Source organism: Humibacter ginsengiterrae (assembly GCF_054780115.1).
Window position 1 is genome coordinate 128,421 of sequence record NZ_BAAGWY010000005.1, and the last position, 25,276, is coordinate 153,696.

21 protein-coding genes are annotated in these 25,276 nt (G+C 67.4%); all 21 read left to right on the plus strand.

Annotation, left to right across the window (positions count from 1 at the left end):
• The first annotated feature begins 127 nt into the window (after positions 1 to 127).
• The 21 genes from mraZ to hisD all read left to right on the plus strand — a co-directional run bounded on the left by mraZ (position 128) and on the right by hisD (position 25,254).
• Positions 128 to 559 carry a division/cell wall cluster transcriptional repressor MraZ gene (gene mraZ, locus ACYVII_RS08335; RefSeq protein WP_460533821.1) on the plus strand — a complete coding sequence of 144 codons (432 nt, stop codon included), beginning with the start codon at positions 128 to 130 and terminating at the stop codon, positions 557 to 559.
• Between the two features lie 107 nt (positions 560 to 666).
• Positions 667 to 1,632: a 16S rRNA (cytosine(1402)-N(4))-methyltransferase gene (gene rsmH / locus ACYVII_RS08340; protein WP_460533823.1), complete on the plus strand. Its 966-nt coding sequence runs from the start codon at positions 667 to 669 to the stop codon at positions 1,630 to 1,632.
• A complete protein-coding gene (locus tag ACYVII_RS08345; RefSeq protein WP_460533825.1) occupies positions 1,629 to 2,306 on the plus strand; it encodes a hypothetical protein in 678 nt (225 codons plus the stop codon). The genes rsmH and ACYVII_RS08345 overlap by 4 nt, the downstream gene beginning before the upstream one ends.
• Positions 2,307 to 2,354: 48 nt before the next feature.
• Positions 2,355 to 4,139: a peptidoglycan D,D-transpeptidase FtsI family protein gene (locus tag ACYVII_RS08350; RefSeq protein WP_460533827.1), complete on the plus strand. Its 1,785-nt coding sequence runs from the start codon at positions 2,355 to 2,357 to the stop codon at positions 4,137 to 4,139.
• A 32-nt stretch (positions 4,140 to 4,171) separates the two neighbouring features.
• A complete protein-coding gene (locus tag ACYVII_RS08355; protein ID WP_460534048.1) occupies positions 4,172 to 5,698 on the plus strand; it encodes a UDP-N-acetylmuramoyl-L-alanyl-D-glutamate--2,6-diaminopimelate ligase in 1,527 nt (508 codons plus the stop codon).
• On the plus strand, positions 5,695 to 7,122 hold the full coding sequence (locus tag ACYVII_RS08360) for a UDP-N-acetylmuramoyl-tripeptide--D-alanyl-D-alanine ligase (protein WP_460534050.1): 1,428 nt from the start codon (positions 5,695 to 5,697) through the stop codon (positions 7,120 to 7,122). The genes ACYVII_RS08355 and ACYVII_RS08360 overlap by 4 nt, the downstream gene beginning before the upstream one ends.
• Complete coding sequence (mraY, locus tag ACYVII_RS08365) at positions 7,119 to 8,228, plus strand: phospho-N-acetylmuramoyl-pentapeptide-transferase (RefSeq protein ID WP_460533829.1); 1,110 nt, start codon at positions 7,119 to 7,121, stop codon at positions 8,226 to 8,228. Before ACYVII_RS08360 ends, mraY begins: the two co-directional genes overlap by 4 nt.
• A complete protein-coding gene (murD, locus tag ACYVII_RS08370; protein WP_460533831.1) occupies positions 8,225 to 9,730 on the plus strand; it encodes a Mur ligase family protein in 1,506 nt (501 codons plus the stop codon). Before mraY ends, murD begins: the two co-directional genes overlap by 4 nt.
• On the plus strand, positions 9,727 to 11,004 hold the full coding sequence (ftsW, locus tag ACYVII_RS08375) for a peptidoglycan glycosyltransferase FtsW (RefSeq protein WP_460533833.1): 1,278 nt from the start codon (positions 9,727 to 9,729) through the stop codon (positions 11,002 to 11,004). Before murD ends, ftsW begins: the two co-directional genes overlap by 4 nt.
• Positions 11,001 to 12,116: a UDP-N-acetylglucosamine--N-acetylmuramyl-(pentapeptide) pyrophosphoryl-undecaprenol N-acetylglucosamine transferase gene (locus tag ACYVII_RS08380; protein WP_460533835.1), complete on the plus strand. Its 1,116-nt coding sequence runs from the start codon at positions 11,001 to 11,003 to the stop codon at positions 12,114 to 12,116. Before ftsW ends, ACYVII_RS08380 begins: the two co-directional genes overlap by 4 nt.
• Positions 12,117 to 12,182: 66 nt before the next feature.
• The gene (gene murC / locus ACYVII_RS08385; protein WP_460533837.1) at positions 12,183 to 13,580 is read left to right on the plus strand and encodes a UDP-N-acetylmuramate--L-alanine ligase; all 1,398 of its coding nucleotides are present in this window, start codon (positions 12,183 to 12,185) and stop codon (positions 13,578 to 13,580) included.
• A 5-nt stretch (positions 13,581 to 13,585) separates the two neighbouring features.
• A complete protein-coding gene (locus ACYVII_RS08390) occupies positions 13,586 to 14,686 on the plus strand; it encodes a cell division protein FtsQ/DivIB (RefSeq protein ID WP_460533839.1) in 1,101 nt (366 codons plus the stop codon).
• A 193-nt stretch (positions 14,687 to 14,879) separates the two neighbouring features.
• Positions 14,880 to 16,052, plus strand: coding sequence for a cell division protein FtsZ (gene ftsZ, locus ACYVII_RS08395; protein WP_460533841.1), 1,173 nt, complete (start codon positions 14,880 to 14,882; stop codon positions 16,050 to 16,052).
• Positions 16,049 to 16,801 (plus strand): YggS family pyridoxal phosphate enzyme, encoded by a 753-nt coding sequence (locus ACYVII_RS08400; RefSeq protein ID WP_460533843.1) that lies wholly within the window; start codon positions 16,049 to 16,051, stop codon positions 16,799 to 16,801. Before ftsZ ends, ACYVII_RS08400 begins: the two co-directional genes overlap by 4 nt.
• Before the next feature lie 66 nt (positions 16,802 to 16,867).
• Positions 16,868 to 17,341, plus strand: coding sequence for a cell division protein SepF (locus ACYVII_RS08405; RefSeq protein WP_460533845.1), 474 nt, complete (start codon positions 16,868 to 16,870; stop codon positions 17,339 to 17,341).
• Between the two features lie 66 nt (positions 17,342 to 17,407).
• Positions 17,408 to 17,707 carry a YggT family protein gene (locus ACYVII_RS08410; protein WP_460533846.1) on the plus strand — a complete coding sequence of 100 codons (300 nt, stop codon included), beginning with the start codon at positions 17,408 to 17,410 and terminating at the stop codon, positions 17,705 to 17,707.
• 103 nt (positions 17,708 to 17,810) lie between these two features.
• A complete protein-coding gene (locus ACYVII_RS08415) occupies positions 17,811 to 18,506 on the plus strand; it encodes a DivIVA domain-containing protein (protein WP_460533848.1) in 696 nt (231 codons plus the stop codon).
• Positions 18,496 to 19,260, plus strand: coding sequence for a signal peptidase II (gene lspA, locus ACYVII_RS08420; protein WP_460533850.1), 765 nt, complete (start codon positions 18,496 to 18,498; stop codon positions 19,258 to 19,260). The genes ACYVII_RS08415 and lspA overlap by 11 nt, the downstream gene beginning before the upstream one ends.
• Position 19,261: 1 nt before the next feature.
• Positions 19,262 to 20,185 (plus strand): RluA family pseudouridine synthase, encoded by a 924-nt coding sequence (locus ACYVII_RS08425; RefSeq protein ID WP_460534052.1) that lies wholly within the window; start codon positions 19,262 to 19,264, stop codon positions 20,183 to 20,185.
• A 93-nt stretch (positions 20,186 to 20,278) separates the two neighbouring features.
• Entirely contained in the window at positions 20,279 to 23,809 is a 3,531-nt protein-coding gene (gene dnaE, locus ACYVII_RS08430) for a DNA polymerase III subunit alpha (RefSeq protein ID WP_460533852.1), read from the plus strand.
• A 137-nt stretch (positions 23,810 to 23,946) separates the two neighbouring features.
• On the plus strand, positions 23,947 to 25,254 hold the full coding sequence (gene hisD / locus ACYVII_RS08435) for a histidinol dehydrogenase (RefSeq protein WP_460533854.1): 1,308 nt from the start codon (positions 23,947 to 23,949) through the stop codon (positions 25,252 to 25,254).
• The last annotated feature ends 22 nt before the right edge of the window (positions 25,255 to 25,276 follow it).

Genomic DNA, 25,276 nt, shown 5'->3' on the forward strand with positions numbered 1-25,276 from the left:
GTGTTTGTCGGGCTTTTGGGGCGGCCTATGCTATGAATCCGACACTTTTCCGCGATTCGTGGATGGATGTGGAGTAAAGTGGAGGACGTCGCAGGCTCGCGGCCGCAGATCAACCGGGGGAGGGCCGATGTTCCTTGGCACCTACGCCCCGAAGCTCGACGAGAAAGGGCGCATCATCCTCCCGGCCAAGTTCCGCGAAGAGTTCGAGTCAGGACTCGTCATGACCCGCGGCCAGGAGCGATGCGTCTACGTCTTTCCGCGCCGCGAGTTCGAGTCGCTGAACGAGAAGATCCGGCAGGCACCGGTCACGAGCAAGCAGGCCCGTGACTATCTGCGCGTGTTCCTCTCGGGAGCCAGCGACGAGATCCCCGACAAGCAGCACCGCGTGACGATCCCACCGCTTCTGCGGACGTACGCCGGGCTGCAGCGGGATCTCACGGTGATCGGTGCAGGCAACCGCGCGGAGATCTGGGACTCCGCCGCGTGGGATGCCTACCTCACCTCGAACGAGGCGTCGTTCGCGGAGACGGCCGAGGAGGTGATCCCGGGGCTGTTCTAGCGCCTGGCGCCGGACTCCCAGCCACACATCGCACCCCTGACGCACTTCCCCGGTGTCAGGTGGCGTGTGGATGGGGATCCGGCGCCAGGAGCGGGCTCCGACATTTCATGGTCGATGACAGCGATCCCCGCGACATCCACGTGCCGGTCATGCTCGAGCGCTGCGTGGAGCTGCTCGCGCCGGCCCTCGAGGCCGACAGGCCGGTGCTCGTCGACGCGACGCTCGGCCTGGGCGGGCACACCGAGGCCTTTCTGCAGCGCTTCCCCTCTCTCACGGTGATCGCGCTCGACCGCGACACCGAGGCGATCGCACTGGCGACACAGCGGTTGGCAGCGTTCGGCGACCGGCTGAAGGCGGTGCACACGGTCTACGACGGAATCACGGATGCCGTGGCATCCGCCGGATACACCACGGTCGACGCCGTGCTCTTCGACCTCGGCGTCTCCTCTCTGCAGCTGGACCGGGTGGAGCGTGGGTTCTCCTACTCCAAGGACGCCCCGCTCGACATGCGCATGGATTCCACGTCGGAGCTGACCGCGCAGGTCGTCGTCGCCGAGTACGGCGAGGACGAGTTGCGGCGCATCTTCCTCGACTACGGCGAGGAGAAGCTCGCCGCCCGGTACGCGCGGGCCATCGTGCGGGCCAGGAGTCAGGAGCCGATCACCCGCTCGGGGCAGCTCGTGGCGGTGATCCAGGATGCGACGCCTGCCGCGGTGCAGAGAGCCGGGCATCCGGCCAAACGCGTCTTCCAGGCGTTGCGCATCGAGGTCAACCACGAGCTCGACGTGCTGGAGCGAGCGGTCCCGCGGGCCATCGATCTTCTGCGCGTCGGCGGGCGCATCGCCGTCATGTCCTTCCAGTCCCTGGAGGACCGCATTGTGAAACGGGCTCTGGCGGCGAGGGCCGCGTCGACCGCGCCCGTGGGACTTCCGGTCGAGCTCCCCGAGCACCGACCGGAGCTGAAGCTGCTGACGAGGGGCGCCGAGCTGGCCGACGAAGCGGAGAGGGCGCGCAACCCGCGCTCGATTCCGGTGCGGCTGCGCGCGGCGGAACGTATCAGGGGGAACTCATGAGCCAGGCGACTGCGACTCTTCCATCGACGCGGATTCCGGCCACCCGCGGGCCGGCGCAGCGCACGACGCCGCACCTCGCAGCACTGCCGCGTGCGGAGCGCCGAGCGCGGCCGAAGCTCTTCTACGCCGCTGTCGCCGTGACGACGGTCATGGTCGTCGTTGTCGCGCAACTGCTGCTGTCGATCGGAGTCTCGCAAGGCGCCTATCGCATCGAGTCGCTGCAGGCGAGCAAAGCGCAGCTCGCGCGCGCCTACCAGGAAGCATCCGAGAAGGTGCAGACGTTGTCATCGCCACAGAACCTCGCCGCCAACGCCGTGGCCCTCGGCATGGTGAACAACGGCACGCCGGTCTATCTGCGCCTCTCAGACGGCGCGGTGATCGGTTCGCCGGCACCGGCATCGGCATCGGCCGGCTCCACGGGGCAGCTCGTCGGAAACGCGCTGACTCAGGATCTTCCGCTGGTCACCGCACCGAAGACCACAAAGAAGCCGACGAAGCAGGGCGCCGGAGCGCAGAACGGCACGTCGAGCACCGCTGGTCAGACGTCCGGCGACGCGACCGCCTCCGGCACCGGCAGCGAGGCGGGATCGGGCACACCGAGCGCGAATCAGGCGCAGTCCGACGGTGGCCCCGTACCGTGGACAGGGGCCCTGCCGGCGCCTTCGACCCACTGATCCACCGCTGCAGCGCACCGCGTTCCAGCCGCCGTTTCGAGGAGCCCGATGACGACCGTGAAGTCGCACCGTCGCCGTTCCGCGTTCGCCATCGCCGCGGTCGTCGTCATCGTCGTCGTGTTCGTGGTGCGACTGGTCGATCTGCAGGTGGTGCGCGCTGACGCGCTGGACAGGCAGGCCGCAGAGCGCCGCGGCAACGTCTCCACGATCGAGGGCACGAGGGGATCGATCGTCACCGAGGACGGAACGGTTCTGGCTCGCAGCGTGACGCGCTACGACTTCCAAGCCACTCCGAAGTACACGACGGGCCTGCGCGCCATAACCATCGATGGCAAGACCAAGAAGGTGTCGCTCGATGTCGCCGCTGCCGCGATCGCCAAGATCACCGGCCAGAAGCCGAGCGACATCACAGGTCCGATCCAGGCGGCATTGGCGAAGAACAAGGAGTCGATGTATGCGCCGATCATTCACGGTGTTGATGTCGCCACCTACCAGAAGCTGACCGCGCTGCAGATCCCGTGGCTGGACTCGACCAGCCATCAGGTGCGCGTGTACCCGAACGGTGCGGTGGCGGGGAACATCCTCGGATTCCTGAACGGGGACGGCAAGCCGCAGGCGGGCCTGGAAAAGGGGGAGAACAAGTGTCTCGCCGGCAACAACGGTGAGGAGACGTATCAGGTTGGGGCCGACGGTGTCACCATCCCCGGCAGCACCAAGGTGCAGAAGGCTGCCAAGAACGGCGGCGAGCTCGTCACCACGATCGACCCCGACCTGCAGTGGTTCGCGCAGGACGAGCTGGCGAAGGTCGTTCCGCAGCTCGGCGCGCAGTTCGGCATGGTGAGCGTGGTCAGCATCAAGGACGCCAAGATCCGGGTGGCCGCCCAGTACCCGTCAGCCGATCCGAACAACCTGGACGCCACCCCGGTGGCGGACTGGGACGCGATGATGTTCCAGGACCGATACGAACCGGGCTCGATCTTCAAACCCCTGACTGCTGCGGCGCTGATCGATTCAGGCAGGGCATCCCCGACAACGCAACTTGTCGTTCCCGACACGCTCGCACCGCAGAAGGGCGTGTTCGTCGCCGACGACGAGTTCCACCCGGTGCAGCACCTGACGCTCACCGGCGTTCTCACCGAGTCGTCGAACGTCGGCATGTCGGAACTCGGCACGAGCATGCCCGATCAGCAGCGTTACGACTTCATGAAGAAGTTCGGCATCGGCGACAAGACGGCGGTGAACTTCCCAGGAGAAGTGTCAGGCGAGTTCACGAAACCTTCGACGTGGGATGCGCAGACTCGTTACGCGACGACCTTCGGTCAGGGCCTCTCGACCACTCAGGCACAGATGCTGAGCGCCTATCAGGCGATCGCAAATGGGGGTGTCAAGGTTCCGTTGTCGCTGATAGAGGGCTGCAAGCAGGCGGACGGGAAGATGACCGACGTGCCATCCACCAAGGGCACCCGGGTGGTGTCGGCGCAGACGTCGCAGGAGATTCTCGGGATGCTCGAGAACGTGCTCAAAGGAGGGCCGCTCTCCACGCTGCCTCCGAGCGAGATCCCGGGCTACCTGGTTGCCGCGAAGACCGGAACCGCGCAGGAGACGGACGGAAACGGCGGCTATCTGAAGGGCAAGTACTACGTCTCCGTGATGGGTGTCGCACCGGTCGACAACCCCCAGTACCTGGTTTCGGTGAACATCGGCTTCCCGACTACGATTACATCGTCCCTGGCGGCGGGACCGCTGTTCAAGACGATGATGAGCCAGGTGCTCAAGGCGTTCCGGGTCCAACCGTCGACTGCGCCGCCGGCGAACTACCCCGATACCTATTGAAAGTGAGCCACGTGACCGGAACGGGCACCGCGATGCTGCGCCCCGAGCACCCCGTCTCCCGGTCCCTGTCGCAACTGGTGGCCGATTTCGGGTTCGAGACTCTGGAGCGCGTCGACTCCGTCGAGGTGAGCGGCGTGACCGTCGCATCGGGCGCCGTTGAGCCCGGCGACCTGTACGTCGGCCTTCCCGGAAAACGCGCGCACGGCGCATCCTTCGCGGCCGACGCCGCCGAGGCGGGCGCCACGGCCGTGCTCACGGATGCCGCGGGAGCCGAACTCGCTGCCGGCTCGGGAATCCCAGTACTCGTCACGGATGACCCGCGCGCACTGCTCGGTGAGGTTGCGGCCTGGGTCTACCGCACCGAGGAGAACCCCGCAACGCTGTTCGCCGTCACCGGGACCAACGGCAAGACGAGCGTCGTCTACATGATCGCCGCGCTCCTGGAGCAGATCGGTGTGCGTTCCGGGCTCAGCTCCACGGCAGAGCGCCGCATCGGCGACGTCGCCGTCACAAGCTCGCTGACCACGCCGGAAGCGAGCGAGCTGCACGCCCTGCTCGCGCGGATGCGGGAGGCAGAGGTGCGTGCGGCGGCTGTCGAGGTTTCCGCGCAGGCGCTCACCAGGCATCGCGTCGCCGGCATCGTGTTCGACGTCGCCGGATTCACGAACCTCAGCCACGATCACCTCGACGACTACGCGTCGATGGAGGAGTACTACGAAGCGAAGCTCGCGCTGTTCTCGCCCGACCGGGCACGGCGCGGCGTCGTCACCGTCGACACGGAGTGGGGGCGACGTGTCGCGGCCGAGTCGCGCATCCCGGTCACGACATTGGCCACCGTGCCAGGGGTCGAGGCGGACTGGCATGTGGAGCTGGGCGAGGAGTCCATCGACAGCACAGCGTTCACGCTCGCCGGGCCCGACGGCCGCGCGGTCTCCACAAGCATCCCGATCCTCGGATCGTTCATGGCAGGCAACGCCGCTCTGGCGATCGTGATGCTCGTCGAGTCGGGCTTCGATCTCGAGGCGATCGGCCAGGTGCTGGAACGCGATGGAGGCATCCAGGCCTACATTCCCGGCCGCGCCGAACGGGTGTCGGGTGAAGAGGGCCCGGTGGTGTTCGTGGACTACGGGCACACACCGGACGCGTTCGCGCGCATCCTCGCGTCGCTGCGCACCGTGACACCGGGCCGCGTGATCATGGTCTTCGGCGCCGATGGCGACCGCGACACGACGAAGCGCGCAGACATGGGCGCGATCGCCGCTCGCGGTGCCGATGAGGTGATCATCACCGACTTCCACCCCCGCTTCGAAGATCCGGCCGCCATCCGTGCCGCGCTGATCCGCGGGGCGCTGGATGCCGTGCCCGACGCGCACGTGGAGGAGATCGCCGATCAGCGGGTCGCGATCCGCACGGCGATCGCCCACGCGGGTGATGGAGACATCGTCTTCTATGCGGGGCCAGGGCACGAGGACTATCAGGAGGTCGCGGGAGTGCAGTTGCCCTATTCAGCGCGTGAGGATGCGAAGCTCGCGCTTCGCGAGGCGGGGTGGCTGTCGTGATCGCCATGACGATCGAGGAGATCGCCCAGGCCGTCAACGGTCGTCTGGTCCCGGAGGAGGGCGCATCGCGCCTGGTCGAAGGGCTCTCCTACACGGACTCCCGCGAGGTTGAGCCGGGCGGCATCTTCTTCGCCAAGCCGGGTGAGTTCACCGACGGGCACCTCTTCGCACCGCAGGCCGTCGAACGAGGTGCGGCGCTCGTCGTCGTCGACCACGAGCTCGGGCTCGACGTGCCTCAGGTCGTCGTCGATGACGTGGTAGACGCGCTCGGTGCTCTGGCACGCAGCAGCATCGCGCGGGCACGCGAGGCGGGCATCCTGCGCATCGTGGGCATCACCGGCTCCAACGGCAAGACGACCACGAAGAACCTGCTGGCGGCAATCCTCGGGCGAGTCGGCGAGACGGTCGCGCCCCGTGCATCCTTCAACAACGAGGTCGGGGCTCCGCTGACCATGCTCGAGGTGGGCGAGAGCACCCGCTTCCTGGTAGCCGAGATGGGCGCGAGCCGTGAGGGCGACATCGCGAGGCTCATCCGCATGGCCAAACCCGACGTGGGAGTCGTGCTCAAGGTCGGCCTTGCGCATGCCGGTGAGTTCGGCGGGATCGAGCACACGCAGCGTGCCAAGTCCGAGATGGTGACCGATTTGGATGCCGGCGACACCGCCGTGCTCAACGCCGACGACCCGAGGGTGGCCGCCATGGCACCGCTGACCAGGGCGCAGGTGCTGTGGTTCGGGGTCGACGGCGATGCCGCACCGGATCGGGTGCGGGCGACGGACGTGCGATCCAGCCGCACCGGCACGACGTTCACGCTGCACCTGCCCGCCGGCGCGGAGGGCGAAGGGCCGAGCCGTGAGGTCGCGTTCCGGGTGCTCGGCGAGCACCACGTGGCGAACGCGCTGGCGGCCGCGAGCGCTGCGCACGCGCTCGGCGTCGGCATCGACGACATCGTCGCCGGACTGGAATCGGTCACCAGGGCGGAGCGCTGGCGCATGGAGGTCATGGGCGGAGCGCGAGGCGTGACGATCATCAACGATGCGTATAACGCGAGCCCGGACTCGATGGCCGCCGCGTTGAAGACACTGGTGCAGCTGCGCGAGCCCGAGGGCCGCGCCATAGCCGTGCTCGGCGAGATGAGCGAGCTGGGCGAGGCATCCGGTGCAGAGCACGACCGCATCGGCCTTCTGGCAGTGCGCCTCGGAGTCGACCAGGTCGTGGTGGTGGGCGCCGGTGCACGCCGCATGCACATCTCGACGATCAACGAGGGCTCGTGGGACGGCGAATCGGTCTTCGTCGAGACGCAGGACGAGGCGTACGAGTTGCTCGAGTCACTGCTCCGCAACGGCGACACCGTTCTTGTCAAGTCGTCCAACTCCGCCGGACTCCGGCACCTGGGGGACAGGCTGGGGGAGTTGTACTCGTGAGAGCACTGTTGACCGCTGGAGCGCTGTCGCTTGCCTTCTCCCTCTTCCTCACCCCGATCTTCGTCAAGCTGTTCCACCGGCTGAACTGGGGTCAGTTCATCCGCGACGACGGTCCGCAGTCGCACCACGCGAAGCGCGGCACGGCGACCATGGGCGGCATCGTCATCATCCTCGCCACGCTGGTCGGCTACTTCGTCGCCGTGCTGCTGAACGGCGGCGATGGGCTCTCGGCCTCTCCGCTGCTCGTCCTTCTGATGATGGTGGGCCTCGGCGTCGTCGGCTTCATCGACGACTTCCTCAAGACCCGGAAGCAGCGCAGCCTCGGCCTCGGCGGGTGGTCCAAGGTGGTCGGTCAGGTCATCGTCGCCACGCTCTTCGGTATCCTCGCCATCAACTTCCCGAGCAACGAGGGCGTGACGCCGGCCTCGACCGAGATCTCCTTCATCAGAGACCTCCCGATCGACCTGATGGTGCTGGGCGGCATTCCCGTGATCGGGATCATCCTCTACCTGATCTGGGTCAACCTCATCACGACCGCCGCATCGAACGGGGTCAACGTCACCGACGGCCTCGACGGCCTCGCGACGGGTGCCTCCATCCTGGCGATCGGTTCGTACATCATCATCGGGTTCTGGCAGTTCAACCAGTCCTGTTTCAGCGACACGATCGACACCGACAACCTCTTCAAGTGCTACACCGTGCGCGACCCGCTCGACCTCGCGGTGGTGGCCGCCGCCATTGTCGGATCGCTGGTCGGGTTCCTGTGGTGGAATACGTCGCCCGCCCAGATCTTCCTCGGCGACACCGGCTCGCTCGCGCTCGGCGGCGCCCTCGCCGCGTTCGCCATCCTCAGCCACACCGAGCTGCTGCTCGTGCTGATCGGCGGCCTGTTCGTGATCGAGGCCGGCTCGGTCATCCTGCAGCGGGCGTACTTCAAGGTCACGCACGGCAAACGCATCTTCCGCATGAGTCCGATCCACCACCATTTCGAGCTCAAGGGGTGGGCAGAGGTGACGGTCGTCGTGCGGTTCTGGATCATCGCCGGACTGCTCGTGGCCGCCGGCGTCGGCTCCTTCTATCTCGAGTGGCTCTCGAGGACGTCGTGACCTCTCCCGATCTGCCTGGTCGGCTCGCCGGCCTGACGAGCTGGCGTTCCGACTGGCAGGGCTTGCGGGTGGCGGTGCTCGGTCTGGGCGTTGCCGCGTTCTCCAGCGCCGACACTCTGGCCGAACTCGGCGCCGACGTGCTCGTGGTGGCGGACGCCCCGCACGAGGAACGCGCACGCCTGCTCGACGTCATCGGGGTACGGCTTCACGTGGGCGACCTGTCCTCGGTGCCGGATGCCGTGACATCCTTCGCTCCCCAGGTCGTCGTCGTCTCGTCGGGCAGGTACCACCCCGACCACGCGGTGCTCACCTGGGCGGAGAGCGCGGGGGTCGCGGTCTGGAGCGACGTGGAGCTCGCCTGGCGGGTGCGCGACAAGGTGGAACCGGCGGCGGAGTGGATCTGCGTCACCGGCACCAACGGCAAGACGACAACTGTCGAGCTGACGGCGACATTCCTCGTTGCAGCGGGCCTGCGCTCGGCCCCGTGCGGCAACATCGGCGTCCCCGTGCTCGATGCGATCCGCGACCCGCAGGGGTTCGACGTGCTCGTCGTCGAGCTCTCCAGCTATCAGCTGCACTGGATGAATCGCAACGCGGGCGGCGAGGTGTTCCCGTACTCCAGCGTCTGCCTCAACCTCGCCGAAGACCACCTCGACTTCCACGGATCCCTTCAGGCGTACCGCGCCGCGAAGGCAAAGGTGTACGACAACACCAAGGTCGCCTGCGTCTACAACCGCGCCGACGTCGCCACCCTGCACATGGTGGAGGAGGCCGACGTGGTGGAGGGAGCACGGGCGATCGGCTTCGGGCTCGACACACCCGGGCACAGCGACTTCGGCATCGTCGACGGCATTCTCTGCGACCGCGCATTCCTCGACGACCGTGCCACGACCGCCCTGGAGCTGACCACCCTCGACGAACTGCGGGCGGCCAGCCTCGGCGCGCCGCACGTCGTGGCGAACATCCTTGCCGCGAGCGCACTCGCGAGGTCCTGCGGGGTGTCCGCCGACGTCATCCGCGAGGCGCTGAAGACGTTCCGGCTCGACCCGCACCGTATCGAGGTCGTGGCCGTGCACGATGGTGTGGCGTGGATCGACGACTCGAAGGCGACGAACCCGCACGCGGCAGACGCGTCGCTTCGCGCGTTCGATCGCATTGTGTGGGTGCTCGGCGGGCAGCTGAAGGGCGTCGAACTCGACGAGCTCGTGCAGAGGCACCTGGCGCGCCTCGCCGGAGCGGTGGTGATCGGACTCGATCAGGAACCCGTGCTCGCCGCATTCCGCCGACACGCGCCAGAGCTTCGGGTGCTCCCCGTCGGGGCCGGAGAGACTGATGACGTGATGCCGGAAGCGGTCCGGCTCGCCGCGCGTCTGGCGCGCGACGGAGACACCGTGCTCCTCGCACCGGCGGCTGCGTCGCTGGACCAGTTCACCGATTTCGCGGACCGGGGCGACCGGTTCGCGCGGGCGGTGCGAGACCTCATAGGCAGGGGGAACCGGTGACAGCTCCCACGCAGGCCTCGCGTGCGCCGAGGCGCATTCCGAACGCAGCGGATGCGTCGGCCGCTGAATCGTCGGCTCGCGGTTCGCTCGTCAGCGCCCGTATCTCGCTCGGGCGGGTTTTCGCGGGCGAGTCGGCGAACTACTTCTTGCTGCTCGGCGTGACGCTCTTCATGGTCGTCTTCGGCCTCGTGATGGTGCTCTCCTCGTCGTCGGTCGACTCTCACTCCAACGGCGACAGCTTCTTCGCGCGCTTCCTCAACCAGGGCCTGTACGCGCTGATCGGGGTGCCGATCATGCTGCTGGCCTCACGCATCCCACCCGGTTTCTGGAAGCGGATCGCCTGGCCGGCGCTCATCGTCGCGGCGACGCTTCAGCTGCTCGTCATCGCGACGCCGCTCGGCTCCGACAACGGAACCGGGTACAACCAGAACTGGCTCAAGATCGGCCCCGTCGTCTTCCAGCCCTCCGAGGCGATCAAGATCGCGATGATCCTGTGGATGGGCATGTTCATCGCACGAAAGCAGGATCGCCTGTCGCAGTGGAAGTACGGGCTGCTGCCCGTCGTGCTCGTCATGACGGTGGCCATCGGGCTCGTGCTCGCCGGCGGCGATCTCGGCACCACGTCGATCATGGTGGCGATCGTGCTCGGCGCACTGTTCTTCGCCGGCATCCCGTTGCGGCAGTTGATCACCGCCGGGGTGATCGGAGTCGGAGCCGCCCTGCTCTTCGCAGTGACGCGTGCGAACCGGCTCGAGCGCATCCTCGGCTTCCTGCACCCCTCGGCAGCCGACCCGATGAGCACCGGCTGGCAGATTCAGCAGAGCAACTTCGCGCTCGCGCACGGCAGCCTCATCGGCGTCGGCCTCGGCAACTCCGAGTCGAAGTGGAACTGGTTGCCCGCCGCCAGCACCGACTTCATCTTCTCGATCATCGGCGAGGAACTGGGCCTGCTCGGCGCCATCGTCGTGCTGCTTCTGTTCGTGCTGCTGGCGATCTGTTTCGTCCGTATCATGAACGCGACGGCCGACCCGTTCGCCAGGGTCGTCACCGGCGCGGTGATGATCTGGCTGGTCGGGCAGGGCCTGGTGAACATCGGCGTCGTGCTCGGACTGCTTCCGGTGCTCGGCGTGCCTTTGCCCTTGATATCCGCCGGAGGTACCGCCCTGATCAGCTCCTTGTTCGGTATCGGCGTCGTGCTCTCGTTCACGCGCACGCCGTCGAATCCGCTGTCCGAGCCCGCACTAGGCGGTCGCCTTCGGAGCCGCGCGCGGTGACGACGTATCTCATGGCTGGCGGGGGAACCGCCGGCCACGTGAATCCGCTTCTCGCCGTCTCCGATGCGCTCCGCCGTGTCGAACCGGACGCGGGGGTGATCGTGCTCGGCACCGCCGAGGGCCTCGAGTCCCGCCTCGTCCCGGAGCGCGGGTACGAGCTGGTGACGATTCCGAAGCTGCCGTTCCCTCGTCGGCCGGATGTCGCGGCGCTGCGGTTCCCAGCACGCTTCCGCTCGAGTGTGGCCAGAGTGCGCAGGCTGATCGCCGAGCGGGGCGTGGATGTCGTCGTCGGCTTCGGGGGATACGCATCGGCGCCGGCCTACAGTGCAGCGCACCGCGAAGGCGTTCCTCTCGTGCTGCACGAGGCGAATGCGAAGCCCGGGCTCGCGAACAAGCTCGGTGCGCGGTACACGCGTCAGGTGGGCGTCGCGTTTCAGAACACGCCGATCGCGCACGCCCGGTTCGTCGGGATGCCTTTGCGCCGTGAGATCGAAGACCTGGACCGTGCGGCGCGCAGGGCAGAGGCATTGGAGTACTTCGGCCTCGACGACCGTCCCACCGTATTGATCACCGGCGGGTCTCTCGGCGCCCGTAGCGTCAATGCGACCGCGATCGCTTCCGCGAAGGACCTCACCGGCACCGGGTACCAGGTGCTGCACATCCAGGGCGGCGCCGCCGAATTCCGCGACCCGCAGGTGGCCGGCTACCATCTCGTCGACTACTGCGACCGCATGGATCTGGCGCTGGCCGTCGCGAAGGTCGCCATCTCCCGCGCCGGGGCCGCGACCGTGAGCGAGCTCTCCGCCCTGGGCATTCCCGCCGTCTACGTGCCCTATCCGGTCGGCAACGGGGAGCAGCGGTTCAACGCTGCAGGCGTCGTCGGTGCGGGCGGGGCGGTCCTCGTGGACGACGCTCGGTTCACGACTGAATGGGTGCGGGCATCCGTCGTTCCCCTGCTGCACGACGAAGAACGCCTGCACGGCATGGCGACGGCGGCGGCGATCGTCGGCGTGCGCGACGGTGCGGAGCGGATGGTCGCCCTGATCGGCGAAGCGCAGCGGGACGCAGTCGGACCGGCCCGAGCGGGTCGCCGCAAGCCCTCAGCGCACTGACTGCATACTGGAAGGAACCCAGCCAGCAGACCGCCATCGCACCAGAGACAGGATGCCTGAAGCACCGTGATCAAGCCCGACCCGACCATGCCACTTCCGGAGCAGATCGGACGAGCGCACTTCGTCGGCATCGGCGGTTCCGGCATGAACGGCATCGCGCGGCTCTTCCTGCAGGCGGGGATCCCGGTGAGCGGTTCGGACCGCTCAGAGAGCGAGTACACGCGCGCTCTTCGCGAGCTGGGCGCCGACGTGCGGATCGGTCACGACGCCGCCAACGTGGGCGACGCCGACACGCTCGTCGTGACCGGTGCCCTGTGGCAGGACAACCCCGAATACCAGTACGCGCTTGCCAACGACATACCGGTTCTGCACCGCTCCCAGGCGCTCGCCTGGCTCACCCGGTCGAGCCGGCTCGTGGCCGTCGCCGGCGCGCACGGCAAGTCCGGGACGACGGGCATGATCGCCACCGCCCTGATCGAACTGGGAGAGGACCCGAGCTTCGTGAACGGCGCCGTGATCGAGGGGCTGGAGACGAGCGCGCGCCACGGCGATTCCGGTCTGTTCGTGATCGAGGCCGACGAGTCCGACGGCTCGTTCCTGCTCTACGACGCGGCCGTCGCGCTCGTCCTGAACATCGACGACGACCACCTCGACCACTACGGCTCGTACGATGCCGTGCAGGATGCCTTCGTCGCGTTCGCCGATCACGCCCGCGAACTCGTCGTCATCTCCGCCGACGACGAGGGCGCCCGCGCCGTGACACCGCGCATCGGCAACGCCAACGTGCTCACGTTCGGCGAGTCGGGAGGTGCCGACGTGCGCGTCACCGGCATCACGACGGATGGCCCGGTTGTCTTCACTCTTCTTTGGAAGGGTGAGGAGTACAGGGCGCGACTGCGGGTGCCCGGGCGCCATCACGCCCACAACGCAGCTGGCGCGTTCGCGGTGCTGACCCATCTCGGCATCGAGCCCCAGCGTGCGGTGCACGCGCTTCAGGCGTATGGCGGCACGCATCGCCGTTTCGAACTGCACGGGAACATCGGTGGGGTGAGCGTGTACGACGACTACGCCCATCACCCGACCGAGGTGCGGGCGGTGCTCGAGGCTGCGCGCACGGTCGTCGGAGAGGGCCGCATCATCGCGGTGCACCAGCCTCACACCTACAGCCGCACACAGCGCCTGGCCGCGGAGTTCGCCGAGACGCTCGAACGCTACGCGGACGAGACGGTCGTGCTCGACGTCTTCGGTGCACGCGAAGATCCCGTTCCCGGTGTGACCGGCGCGCTGGTCTCGGAGCGCTTCCGCGACCAGTCCCGTGTCGCGTACATCCCTGACTGGCAGCAGGCGGCGGACTTCACGGCCGACTTCGCGCGCGACGGCGACTTCGTGATCACGCTCGGCTGCGGCAACGTGAACCTCATCGTCCCGCAGCTGCTCGAATCCCTGCGACGGTCGAACGGCTGACTCAAGTGAAGCGTCCCCAGGGTTTCGAGAACGCGGCGACGCGAGGGCCGGCGCGTCGGCAACGCGCCGAGGCGCCCGGACGTGAGGTTCCGACCGGGGTGCTGGACGCTCGCGGCCACGCGGGAACGCGCGGTGCCGAACCTGATGCCGACACCGCGCCGATTCCTGTCATCCCGGCCGCCAAGCGTGCGTCGTCCGCCAATGGGGCGAGCCCCGCAGGCAAGGCTGCGTCGTCCGAGCAACGGAGGGGCGTCGAGCCCCGGAAGAGGGCGGCGCAACGGAAGGGGACGCTGCAGCGGTACAGCACCGAGAACCGGAGCGGCTCGGAGGTGCGCGACAGCCCAGCCGCCCCGACCGTGCGGGCAGCCGCCCGCCTGCGCCGCAAGTACGAACGCGCGGAGATCAAACGGTTCACGCGAGCCTCGCGTCGCCGTCGTCTGGCCTGGCTGATCGGGATCGGCTCCGTCGTTCTCGTGCTTCTCGCGGCTGCTCTCGTCTCGCTCTCACCGGCGATGGCGCTCCGCACCGTCCGGGTCGTCGGCGTGCAGCGCGTCGACGCGAAGGCGGTGCAGCACGCGCTCGCGAACCAACTCGGAACGCCGCTTCCGCTGATCGACTACGGCAAGGTGCGGAAGGAGCTGGCGGCCTTCCCGCTCATCCGGAGCTACAGCACGGAGGCCGATCCACCCGGCACGCTCGTGGTGCGCATCGTCGAGCGCGTGCCGATCGGGCTCCTGAAAGTTCCTTCCGGGTACCAGCTCGTCGACCAGGCGCACGTCGTGATGCAGACCACGCGAGACCGCCCGGGCGGTTACCCGCTCATCTCCATCCCCGACGACGCTTCCGAACAGTCCAGGCGGAAAGAGTTCAGCGCGACCGCGAACGTGCTCGCGGCTCTCCCGGCAGGCATGCTCGGGCAGGTGGACACTGCGAGCGCCACGGGCGCGCAGGACGTCAGCCTCAAGCTGACCTCCGGCGTCTCGGTGGTCTGGGGCGGCCCCGAGGATGCCGGGCTCAAGTCCTCGGTGCTCGCGGACCTCGTCAAAGCAGTGCCGGGGGCATCCGTCTACGACGTCTCCGCTCCGAACAGCCCCGTCACGCGCTGAGCGGGACCGTCGGCCACCGCGCTGAGCGGGCCGTCATGGATGCCTTCGCACCCCGGTCGGGCGACACGCGGCAGATCTGCACGGCGCGGGAGAGGGCCGCGCTTAACGTCAGGCGTAGTAAATGCATACCGAGCATAACTTTAAGCCTCGACTTGAAGTTGAAGGTTGCCAGCATTCGCCAGGGGAGCCCGTCGTGAGTCAAAACCAGAACTACCTCGCCGTGATCAAGGTCGTCGGCATCGGCGGTGGCGGCGTGAACGCCGTGAACCGCATGATCGAGCTCGGGCTTCGCGGCGTCGAGTTCATCGCCATCAATACGGATGCCCAGGCGCTGCTGATGAGCGACGCCGACGTGAAGCTCGACGTGGGCCGCGAGATCACGCGAGGGCTCGGTGCCGGAGCCGATCCGGAGGTCGGCCGCCGCGCAGCCGAAGACCACGCGGAGGAGATCGAGGAGGCGCTGACCGGTGCCGACATGGTCTTCGTGACCGCGGGGGAGGGCGGCGGCACCGGAACCGGTGGCGCGCCAGTGGTTGCCCGGATCGCGAAGTCGATCGGCGCTCTCACCATCGGTGTCGTCACCAAGCCGTTCGGCTTCGAGGGCAAGCGCCGGCAGGACCAGGCCGAGGCGGGTGTCGCTCGCCTGAAGGAAGAGGTCGACACCCTCATCGTCGTGCCGAACGACCGGCTGCTGGAGATCAGCGACCGCGGCATCAGCATGCTCGAGGCGTTCGCTACCGCCGACCAGGTGCTCCTCGCCGGCGTTCAGGGGATCACCGACCTCATCACGACACCGGGCCTCATCAACCTCGACTTCGCCGACGTCAAGTCCGTCATGCACGGCGCGGGATCTGCGCTCATGGGCATCGGCTCCTCGCGGGGCGCGGACCGGGCGATCAAGGCAGCGGAACTCGCAGTCGCCTCGCCACTCCTCGAAGCCAGCATCGAGGGGGCTCGCGGCGTGCTTCTGTCGATCCAGGGCGGTTCCAACCTGGGCATCTTCGAGATCAACGACGCAGCCCGCTTGGTGCAGGAGGCGGTGCATCCCGAGGCGAACATCATCTTCGGCGCCGTCATCGACGACACGCTCGGCGACGAGGTGCGTGTGACGGTGATCGCCGCCGGTTTCGACGGAGGAGAGCCACAGCAGAAAGCGGTCGACGTGCGTCGCTCCACCTTCGTGGCGACGGGATCCGATCAGGCGTCGTCCGGGTCGGAGCTGGTCGACACGCAGGCGCTCGAGGAAGAAGACGTGCCGACGCAGGGCTCCTGGTCCGACGCCGACTCGAAGCTCGTGGAAGCGGCGGCCAACGACCCGTCGTTCGATGACGACGACGTGCTGGACGTGCCCGACTTCCTGAAGTGAGCGATACCTCGGAGCTGAGCGGTGAGGCCCGTCAGGGTCTCGCCGACCGGCTTGCGCGGGTGCGGCAGAGCGTGGCGGATGCGGCGCGCTCGGCGGGCAGGAACCCTGAGGAGATCACGACCATCGTGGTGACCAAGTTCCAGCCCGTTGCGCTCGTGCGTGCGGTCGTCGACCTCGGAGTGCGCGACGTGGGCGAGAACCGGGCGCAGGAGGCCGCAGCGAAGGCATCCAGTGTCGGCGAGACGCATTCGAACGGGCTGCGCTGGCACTTCATCGGTCAGTTGCAGACGAACAAGGCGAAGCAGGTCCGCACCTTCGCCTCGGCGGTGCACTCGGTGGATCGGCCCGCGCTCGTCGGAGCCCTGAGCCGCGCCGGAGGGTCCGCCGAGAGGGCGTCCGACCGAGCGTCCGCCGGCAACGACCTCGACTGCTTCATCGAATTGGCACTCACCGACGAGCCCGGCCGCGGCGGCGTAGCGCCGGACCGCTTGCTCGACCTTGCAGAGCGCATACTGGCCGAACCCGGGCTGCGCCTGCGCGGCGTGATGGCTGTGGCGCCGCTGAACGAAGACGCGCGACGGGCGTTCGCCCGGGTGCGCGAGGCATCCGACCGGCTGCGTTCACTCGCCCCGGATGCAACAGCGATCTCCGCCGGAATGTCCGGCGACTATGCCGATGCGATAGCGGAAGGGGCGACACACCTTCGCATCGGCACGGCAATCACGGGAAAGCGACCCGAGCGTGCTTAGCCTGGCTGTGGAATACGCCGACGACCGGCGCGACCGCAAGACCTCGAGCTGCACACGGAGGATCGCATGGCAAACCCGCTCAAGAAGACGATGGCCTACCTCGGTCTCGTCGAAGACGAGCTCGAGTACGACGAAGAACCGGTCGCCACTGCGCATCCGGCACCTGTCGCGCCGGTCCAGCATCCTGCTCCGGCCAAGGCGCCTGTCACGCCGCTGCGCAAGCCGACCCCGGCCCGGAATGTGACGGTGCAAGAAGTGAATGAGATCCTGACGGTTCACCCCCGGCAGTACAGCGACGCGAAGATGATCGCGGAGTCCTTCCGCGAAGGAGTCCCCGTGATCCTGAACCTGTCGCAGATGAGCGAATCCGAAGCCCAGCGCATGATCGACTTCTCCAGCGGTCTGACGCAGGGCCTGCGCGGCAAGATCGAGAAGGTGACCAGCAAGGTCTTCCTGCTCTCGCCGGAGCACGTCATGGTGTCGGGCTCGGCGACGAACGCCGGGAACGACGTCGAGGCGTCGTTCTTCGCCAGCGCGTAGCCGCACGAGCGACGCAAGTGGTGGGGCTGGAGCCGAGGCACAGCCAGCGTCCCGCATACTTGATCTGTGCCCCTCGCCGTCTTCATCGTCGCGACCGTCGCGTACTACATCTTCCTGCTCTTCTTCGTGGTGCTGTGGGTTCGCTTCGTACTGGATCTCGTGCGTACTTTCGCCCGCGGATGGCGACCACGCGGGTTCGGCCTGGTGCTTGCGGAAGCGGCGTTCACGGTCACCGATCCGCCCATCAAGTTCTTCCGGCGACTGCTCCCTCCGCTGTCGCTCGGACCGGTCGCACTCGACTTCGGCTGGACGTTGACGATGTTCGCGTGCATCATCGGCATGTACATCGCGTCGTCGTTCATCTGATGTCGCATCAGGCTCACGCAGATGGCAGTGTCGCGGGCGACTTTGCTAGCGTTAGCTGAACGTTATCCACTGTTCGAAAATCAAGCTCTAAGGGTGGTAAGCCATGGCGCTAACTCCGGAAGATGTCGTCAACAAGCGGTTCCAACCGACCAAATTCCGTGAGGGCTACGACCAGGACGAGGTCGACGACTTCCTCGACGAGGTCGTCGTCGAGTTGCGCCGGCTGAACCAGGAGAACGACGAGCTGAAGCAGCGGCTCGTGGCATCCGAGTCGCGGATCGCCGAACTGCAGCGCACCTCGTCGTCCGAGCAGACGCAGGCCATCGCAGCGCCGGCTCCCGCACCCGTGGTCGCGCCGGTCGCGCCTCAGCCCGCCGTTTCCGGCGCGGATGAGACCGAGAGCACGAACAACCTTCTCCAGCTGGCACGACGGTTGCACGAGGAGCACGTGCGTGAGGGCGTCGAGAAGCGCGACGCGCTGATCGCCGAGGGGCACGCCACCGCCGCCCGGGTCGTCGCAGAGGCCGAGGCCAAGCAGCGCGCGCAGATCACCGCCCTGGAGTCGGAGCGCTCCACGATCGAGCGTCAGATCGAAGAGCTGCGCAACTTCGAGCGGGACTACCGCGCGAAGCTGAAGAGCTACATCGAGGGTCAGTTGCGCGACCTCGACAATGCGGGCTCTGCCACGGGTGGTTTCAAGCCCGCCGGTGCCGCCGCGGCGTCCGGACAGTTCGCCGCCGTTGCTTCGGGCGACGCAGATCGCCAGAACCCGCCGACGTTCCAGAGCTTTGGAGGCTAAGCCTTCCAGGAAGGTCAGCGTTCGCGCGATCATCCTGCTCGTCGCGATCGCGCTCGTCGTACTGGCGATCGACCAGCTCGCCAAGTGGTGGGTGGTCACGACTCTGCCCTACCGGGTGCCGAAGAACATCATCGGCAACCTGCTGATCTTCGAGTACGACCGCAACCCGGGCGCCGCATTCTCGATCGGGACCGGATCAACCTGGATCTTCTCGATCGTCGCCGTGGCCGTGCTGATCTTCGTGATCTGGTACGCCCGGCGCATCCGCTCGATGGTCTGGGCGCTGGTCTTCGGTCTCGTGCTCGGCGGCCTGCTGGGAAACCTCAGCGACCGTTTGTTCCGGCCGCCGGGGTTCGGCGTCGGGGAGGTCGTGGACTTCCTTCGGATCCCACTGCTCCCCGCGATTTTCAACCTGGCCGACTCGGCGATCGTCGCGGCCATGATCCTCTTCCTGTTGCTTACCGTGCTGGGCGTCGGCCTCGACGGCAAACGCGCGACCAAGACGGTGGATTCGGCCCCCGCGTCGTCCGCTGGGGGTCAGGCCGAGTCCGACGAACATCTCGGCGACGCGACGCCCGAGCAATCGGCCGATGCCGAGGACCCATCCGGTTCGGCACCCGACGTCGATACAGTCGGCGAGACCGAGGGCGCATCGGCGCCCGATGCCGGGGAAACCGGTGCGAGACGCGACCGTTCGGAGTCGCGCGGCGCGCAGCTCGGCGAGGTGGGGCATCCAGTCGACGGTCGTGTCTGACATGACCGAGTACCGCAGCCTGCCGGTTCCGGACGGCCTCGACGGGTCGCGGGTGGATGCCGGCGTGGCGAAGCTGCTCGGCTTCTCGCGGACCTTCGCAGCCGAGGTGGCGGAGGCCGGTGGCGTCGTGCTCGACGGCCGTGTGCTCGACAAGTCGGACCGGCTGAGCGCCGGTGCCTGGCTCGAGATCGGCTGGACGCCGAAGACGGCCGTCGAGATAGTGCCGGTCGTCGTACCTGAGCTGGGGATCGTGTACGACGACGACGACATCGTTGTCGTCGACAAGCCCGCCGGCGTGGCGGCGCATCCGTCCATCGGTTGGGAGGGCCCGACGGTGCTCGGCGCCCTTGCCGGGGCCGGATATCGCATCTCGACCTCAGGCGCCGCAGAACGGGCGGGCATCGTGCACCGACTGGATGCCGGAACCAGTGGGCTGATGGTCGTGGCGAAGAGCGAGCGGGCATATACCGCGTTGAAGCGCGCGTTCCACGACCGTACCGTCGAGAAGATCTATCACGCGATCGTTCAGGGGCATCCGGACCCGCTTGCGGGCACCATCGACGCTCCCATCGGACGGCACCCGCGAGCAGACTGGAAGTTCGCCGTCACCGCTGCGGGCAAGCCGTCGGTGACGCACTACGAGACAGTGGAAGCCTTCCCCGCGGCCAGCCTGCTGGAGATCCATCTGGAGACGGGGCGTACGCATCAGATTCGCGTGCACATGGCCGCCCAGAGGCATCCGTGCGTGGGCGACGCGATGTACGGTGCGGATCCGACGCTGTCAGCACGGCTCGGGCTGACCCGGCAATGGCTGCAGGCGTGGCAGCTCGCGTTCGAGCATCCCGCGACGGGGGAGTGGGTGACGTTCGTGTCCGAGTATCCGGCCGATCTGCAGCACGCTCTCGACGTGCTGCGTGAGTCCTGATCGCGGACCGGCGAACCTCCGCTTCGGAGCCGATCGAGAGCGGGTGCACTCCGTTAGTCTGGACTCCCCAGACGACCGGGAGGACCACACGCCGTGACGACTGATTCCTTCGTCCACCTGCACGTGCACAGCGAATACTCGATGCTCGACGGTGCGGCGAAGATCGGTCCGCTGATGGATGCCGCCGTGGCGCACGGCATGCCGGCGATCGCGGTCACCGACCACGGCAACATGTTCGCCGCGTTCGAGTTCTGGCGGGCGGCGAAGGCTGCCGGAATCAAGCCGATCATCGGCACGGAGGCCTACCTCACCCCGGGTACGCATCGCAGCGACCGCACTCGGGTCCGGTGGGGAAACGGCGGCGAAGACGACGTGTCGGGCAGCGGCGCCTACACGCACATGACGATGCTCGCCGAGACGACGGAGGGCATGCACAACCTGTTCCGCATGTCGTCACTGGCATCGATCGAGGGCTACTACTTCAAGCCCCGCATGGACCGCGAACTTCTCGAGCGCTACGCCAACGGCGTGATCGCCACCACCGGATGCCCGAGTGGCGAAGTGCAGACCAGGCTTCGGCTCGGGCAGTACGACGAGGCGGTCAAGGCGGCTGCCGACTACCGCGACATCTTCGGCAAGGACAACTTCTTCGTCGAGCTCATGGAGCACGGCCTCGGGCTCGAGAAGCGCGTGCGGCAGGACCTGCTCAGACTCGCCAAGGAGCTCGGCCTGCGAACCGTGGCGACCAACGACCTGCACTACACGCACGCGGAGGACGCCAAGTCCCATGCCGCCCTGCTGTGCGTGCAGTCCGGTTCGACGCTGAACGACCCGAAGCGCTTCCAGCTCGAACCGGAGGGCGAGTACTACCTCAAGTCCCCGCAGCAGATGCGCGATCTGTTCCGGGAGCATCCGGATGCCTGTGACATGACGCTCGAGATCGCCGAGCGCTGCGAGATCGACTTCGAGCTCTCGACAGGCAAGTACATGCCGAAGTTCCCGGTGCCCGAGGGTGAGACGGAGGAGAGCTGGTTCGTCAAGGAGGTCAGCAGGGGCCTCCAACAGCGGTATCCGGACGGCATCCCCGAGAAGGTGAGGGCGCAGGCGGATTACGAGACCGGGATCATCCTGCAGATGGGCTTTCCCGGCTACTTCCTGGTGGTCGCCGACTTCATCAACTGGTCGAAGAACAACGGCATCCGGGTAGGGCCGGGCCGCGGCTCGGGCGCGGGCTCGATGGCCGCATACGCCATGCGCATCACCGACCTCGACCCGCTCGAGCACGGCCTGATCTTCGAGCGCTTCCTCAACCCGGACCGCGTCTCGATGCCCGACTTCGACGTCGACTTCGACGACCGCCGGCGGCTCGAGGCGGTCAAGTACGTGACGGAGAAGTACGGCGCCGAACGGGTCTCCCAGATCGTGACGTACGGCACGATCAAGGCGAAGCAGGCGCTGAAGGATGCCGGCCGAGTGCTCGGATTCCCGTTCTCCATGGGCGAGAAGCTCACGAAGGCGATGCCGCCGGCAGTCATGGGCAAGGACATCCCGCTGTACCAGGTGTTCGACAAAGACAGCCCGCGGTACAAGGAGGCCGTCGAGCTGCGCGCTGTCGTCGAGAGCGACCCCGAGGCGAAGACCGTCTTCGACACGGCGCTCGGACTCGAGGGCCTGAAGCGGCAGTGGGGCGTGCACGCGGCGGGCGTCATCATGTCGTCCGATCCGATCATCGACGTCATCCCGATCATGAAGCGGGAACAGGACGGCCAGATCGTCACCCAGTTCGACTATCCGGCGGCGGAATCGCTCGGCCTGATCAAGATGGACTTCCTGGGCCTGCGCAACCTGACGATCATCAGCGACGCGCTGGACAACATCAAGGCGAACCAGGGATTCGAGCTCGACCTGGAGGGGCTGCCCCTGGATGACCGGCCCGCGTACGACCTGCTGACTCGCGGCGACACGCTCGGTGTTTTCCAGCTCGATGGCGGCCCGATGCGCGCGCTGCTGCGTCAGATGAAACCGGACAACTTCGAGGACATCTCCGCACTCATCGCGCTGTACCGGCCAGGGCCGATGGGTGCTAACTCCCACATCAACTACGCCCTGCGAAAGAACGGGCTGCAGCCCATCACCCCGATCCATCCCGAGCTCGCGGAACCGCTGCAGGAGATCCTCGACACCACCTACGGCCTGATCATCTATCAGGAACAGGTCATGGCGATCGCTCAGAAGGTGGCGGGATTCTCGCTCGGCCAGGCGGACATCCTGCGTCGTGCCATGGGCAAGAAGAAGAAGTCCGAGCTCGACAAGCAGCAGGAGGGCTTTTTCTCCGGCATGCGCGAGCGAGGGTACTCGCAGCAGGCGATCGACAAGCTCTGGGAGATCCTGCTGCCGTTCTCCGACTACGCCTTCAATAAGGCGCACTCGGCGGCATACGGCGTCGTGTCGTACTGGACCGCATACCTGAAAGCGCACTACCCGGCCGAGTACATGGCTGCCCTGCTGACCAGCGTCGGGGACTCGAAAGACAAGATGGCCGTCTACCTGAACGAGTGCAGGCGCATGGGCATCAAGGTGCTGCCGCCCGACGTGAACGAGTCGATCGGGTTCTTCGCCGCCGTCGGCGACGACGTGAGGTTCGGGCTCGGTGCGGTGCGCAACGTCGGCTCCAACGTGGTGGACGGCATCAGGGATGCCCGCGAGACGAAGGGCCGCTTCGAGTCGTTCCACGACTTCTTGAAGAAGGTGCCGCTGCACGTCGCGAACAAGCGCACCATCGAATCACTGATCAAGGCCGGCGCGTTCGACTCGTTCGGCGACTCGCGGCGCGCGCTGCTGGAGGTGCACGAGGCAGCGGTGGAGTCCGTCGTCAACGACAAGCGAGTCGAGGCCACCGGGCAGGCGGGGTTCGACTTCGACATGTTGCTGGCCGAGGAGCCGCAGAGCGCCTCCGTATCGCTCGTGCCCGAGAAGCCGGAGTGGGACAAACGGCAGAAGCTGGCGTTCGAGCGCGAGATGCTCGGCCTGTATGTGTCGGACCACCCGCTGGCGGGCCTCGAACTCGAGCTGGCCAAGCAGGCGAGCACGTCGATCGCCGACCTCACCGGCTCCGAATCCACCCAGGACGGCGACACGGTGACGATCGCCGGGCTGGTGACGGGAGTCCAGCACCGGGTGGCGAAGGCATCCGGCAACCAGTACGGCATGATCACGGTGGAAGACTTCGGCGGCGAGATCACCGTGATGTTCATGGGCAAGGCGTACCAGGAGTTCGGCCCCGCGCTCACGCCGGACTCGATCGTGGTCGTTCGTGGCAGGGTGAGCATGCGCGATGACGGCATGAATTTGCACGCCTACAGCCTGTACGCGCCCGACCTCGGATCCGTGGCGTCCGGGCCGTCCGGTCCGCTCATCATCACGATGCCGGATCAGCGCGCCACGACGGATGTCGTGCAGAACCTCGGCGACATGCTGATCCGCCACGCCGGCGACGGCGAGGTGCGGCTGAGGCTCGTGAAAGGCACCACGGCAAGGATCTTCGAGCTGCCGTATCGCGTCTCAGTCTCGGCCGACCTGTACGGCGAGCTGAAGGGACTGCTCGGCCCCGCCTGCCTCGTCTGACGCGTTCGCCCGGTCTCGGATGGATCACGCGTGCAGCAGACACGCCATATCGCGGCGTCGCCACTCAGAGGCTCAATCGGGCCGCCCGCGCAAGCAAGCTCGCACATGCGACCCTCAATCGCCTCTAGGCTTGCCGGGTGCGAACACTCGACCTGAGACGACGGACATTCGACGCCTCCGAACTGCGTCGCATCGTGCCGCGGCCCGAGCTCGACATCAGCGCTGCTTCGACCGCGGTCGCTGCTCTGATCGCCGACGTGCGCGAGCGCGGCACGCGCGCCCTGCTCGACCAGGCGGAGAAGTTCGATCATGTGCGGCCGCAAGCACTGCGAGTGCCCGCATCCGACATCGCTGCGGCGGTGGAGGCGCTTCCCCCAGCTGTGCGCACCGCACTGGAGCGAGCGATCGACCGCGTGCGTGAGGTGAGCTCAGCGCAGGTGCCCCCCGCCGCATCCACCGTTCTCGGTGATGGCGCGATCGTCGAGCAGCGCTGGCAGCCGGTATCCCGTGCGGGCTTGTATGTACCGGGCGGAAAGGCGGTCTACCCCTCCAGCGTCGTCATGAACGCTGTGCCCGCGCAGGTGGCGGGCGTTGGCTCCGTCGCCCTTGCCAGTCCCGCACAGCGCGACTTCGGCGGCACCGTGCACCCGCTCATCCTCGGGGCGGCGGGGCTCGTCGGAATCGACGAGGTGTACGCGATGGGCGGCGCAGGGGCCGTCGGAGCGCTCGCATACGGCGTACCCGACCTCCCGCTCGAAGCGGTCGACATCGTCACCGGTCCCGGAAACATCTACGTGGCCGCCGCCAAGCGTCTCGTGCACGGCGTCGTCGGCATCGACGCAGAGGCGGGGACCACCGAGATCCTGGTGATCGCGGATGCCTCGGCCGATCCACGCCTCGTGGCCGCCGATCTTCTCAGCCAGGCAGAGCACGATGAGGCGGCCGCCTCGCTGCTCGTGACCGACTCCGAGGACCTCGCGGAGGCGGTACAGCGGGAGCTGAGCGAACTGGTGGTCGCTACGGCCAACCGGGAACGTGCATCCATCGCGCTCGAAGGACCGCAGTCCGCCATCGTGCTCGTCGACGACGAGGAGACCGCGACGCGGTTCAGCGATGCCTACGCTCCCGAGCACCTCGAGGTGCACACCGCCGACCCCGACCACACACTGCGGCGATTGACCAACGCCGGTGCGATATTCCTCGGCCCGCACTCGCCGGTGAGTCTGGGAGACTACCTCGCGGGGTCGAATCACGTGCTTCCGACCGGGGGATCGGCGCGGTATTCGTCGGGGCTCGGCGCCTACACGTTCCTGCGCCCGCAGCAGATCATCCGATACGACGAACGGGGCCTCGGCTGCGTCGCCCCGCACGTGATCGCGTTGGCCGAGGCGGAGCGGTTGCCCGCTCACGGTGAGGCGGTGGCCGCGCGCACCGTATCGTCGTGAGCGAAAGAATAAGCAAGCCCTG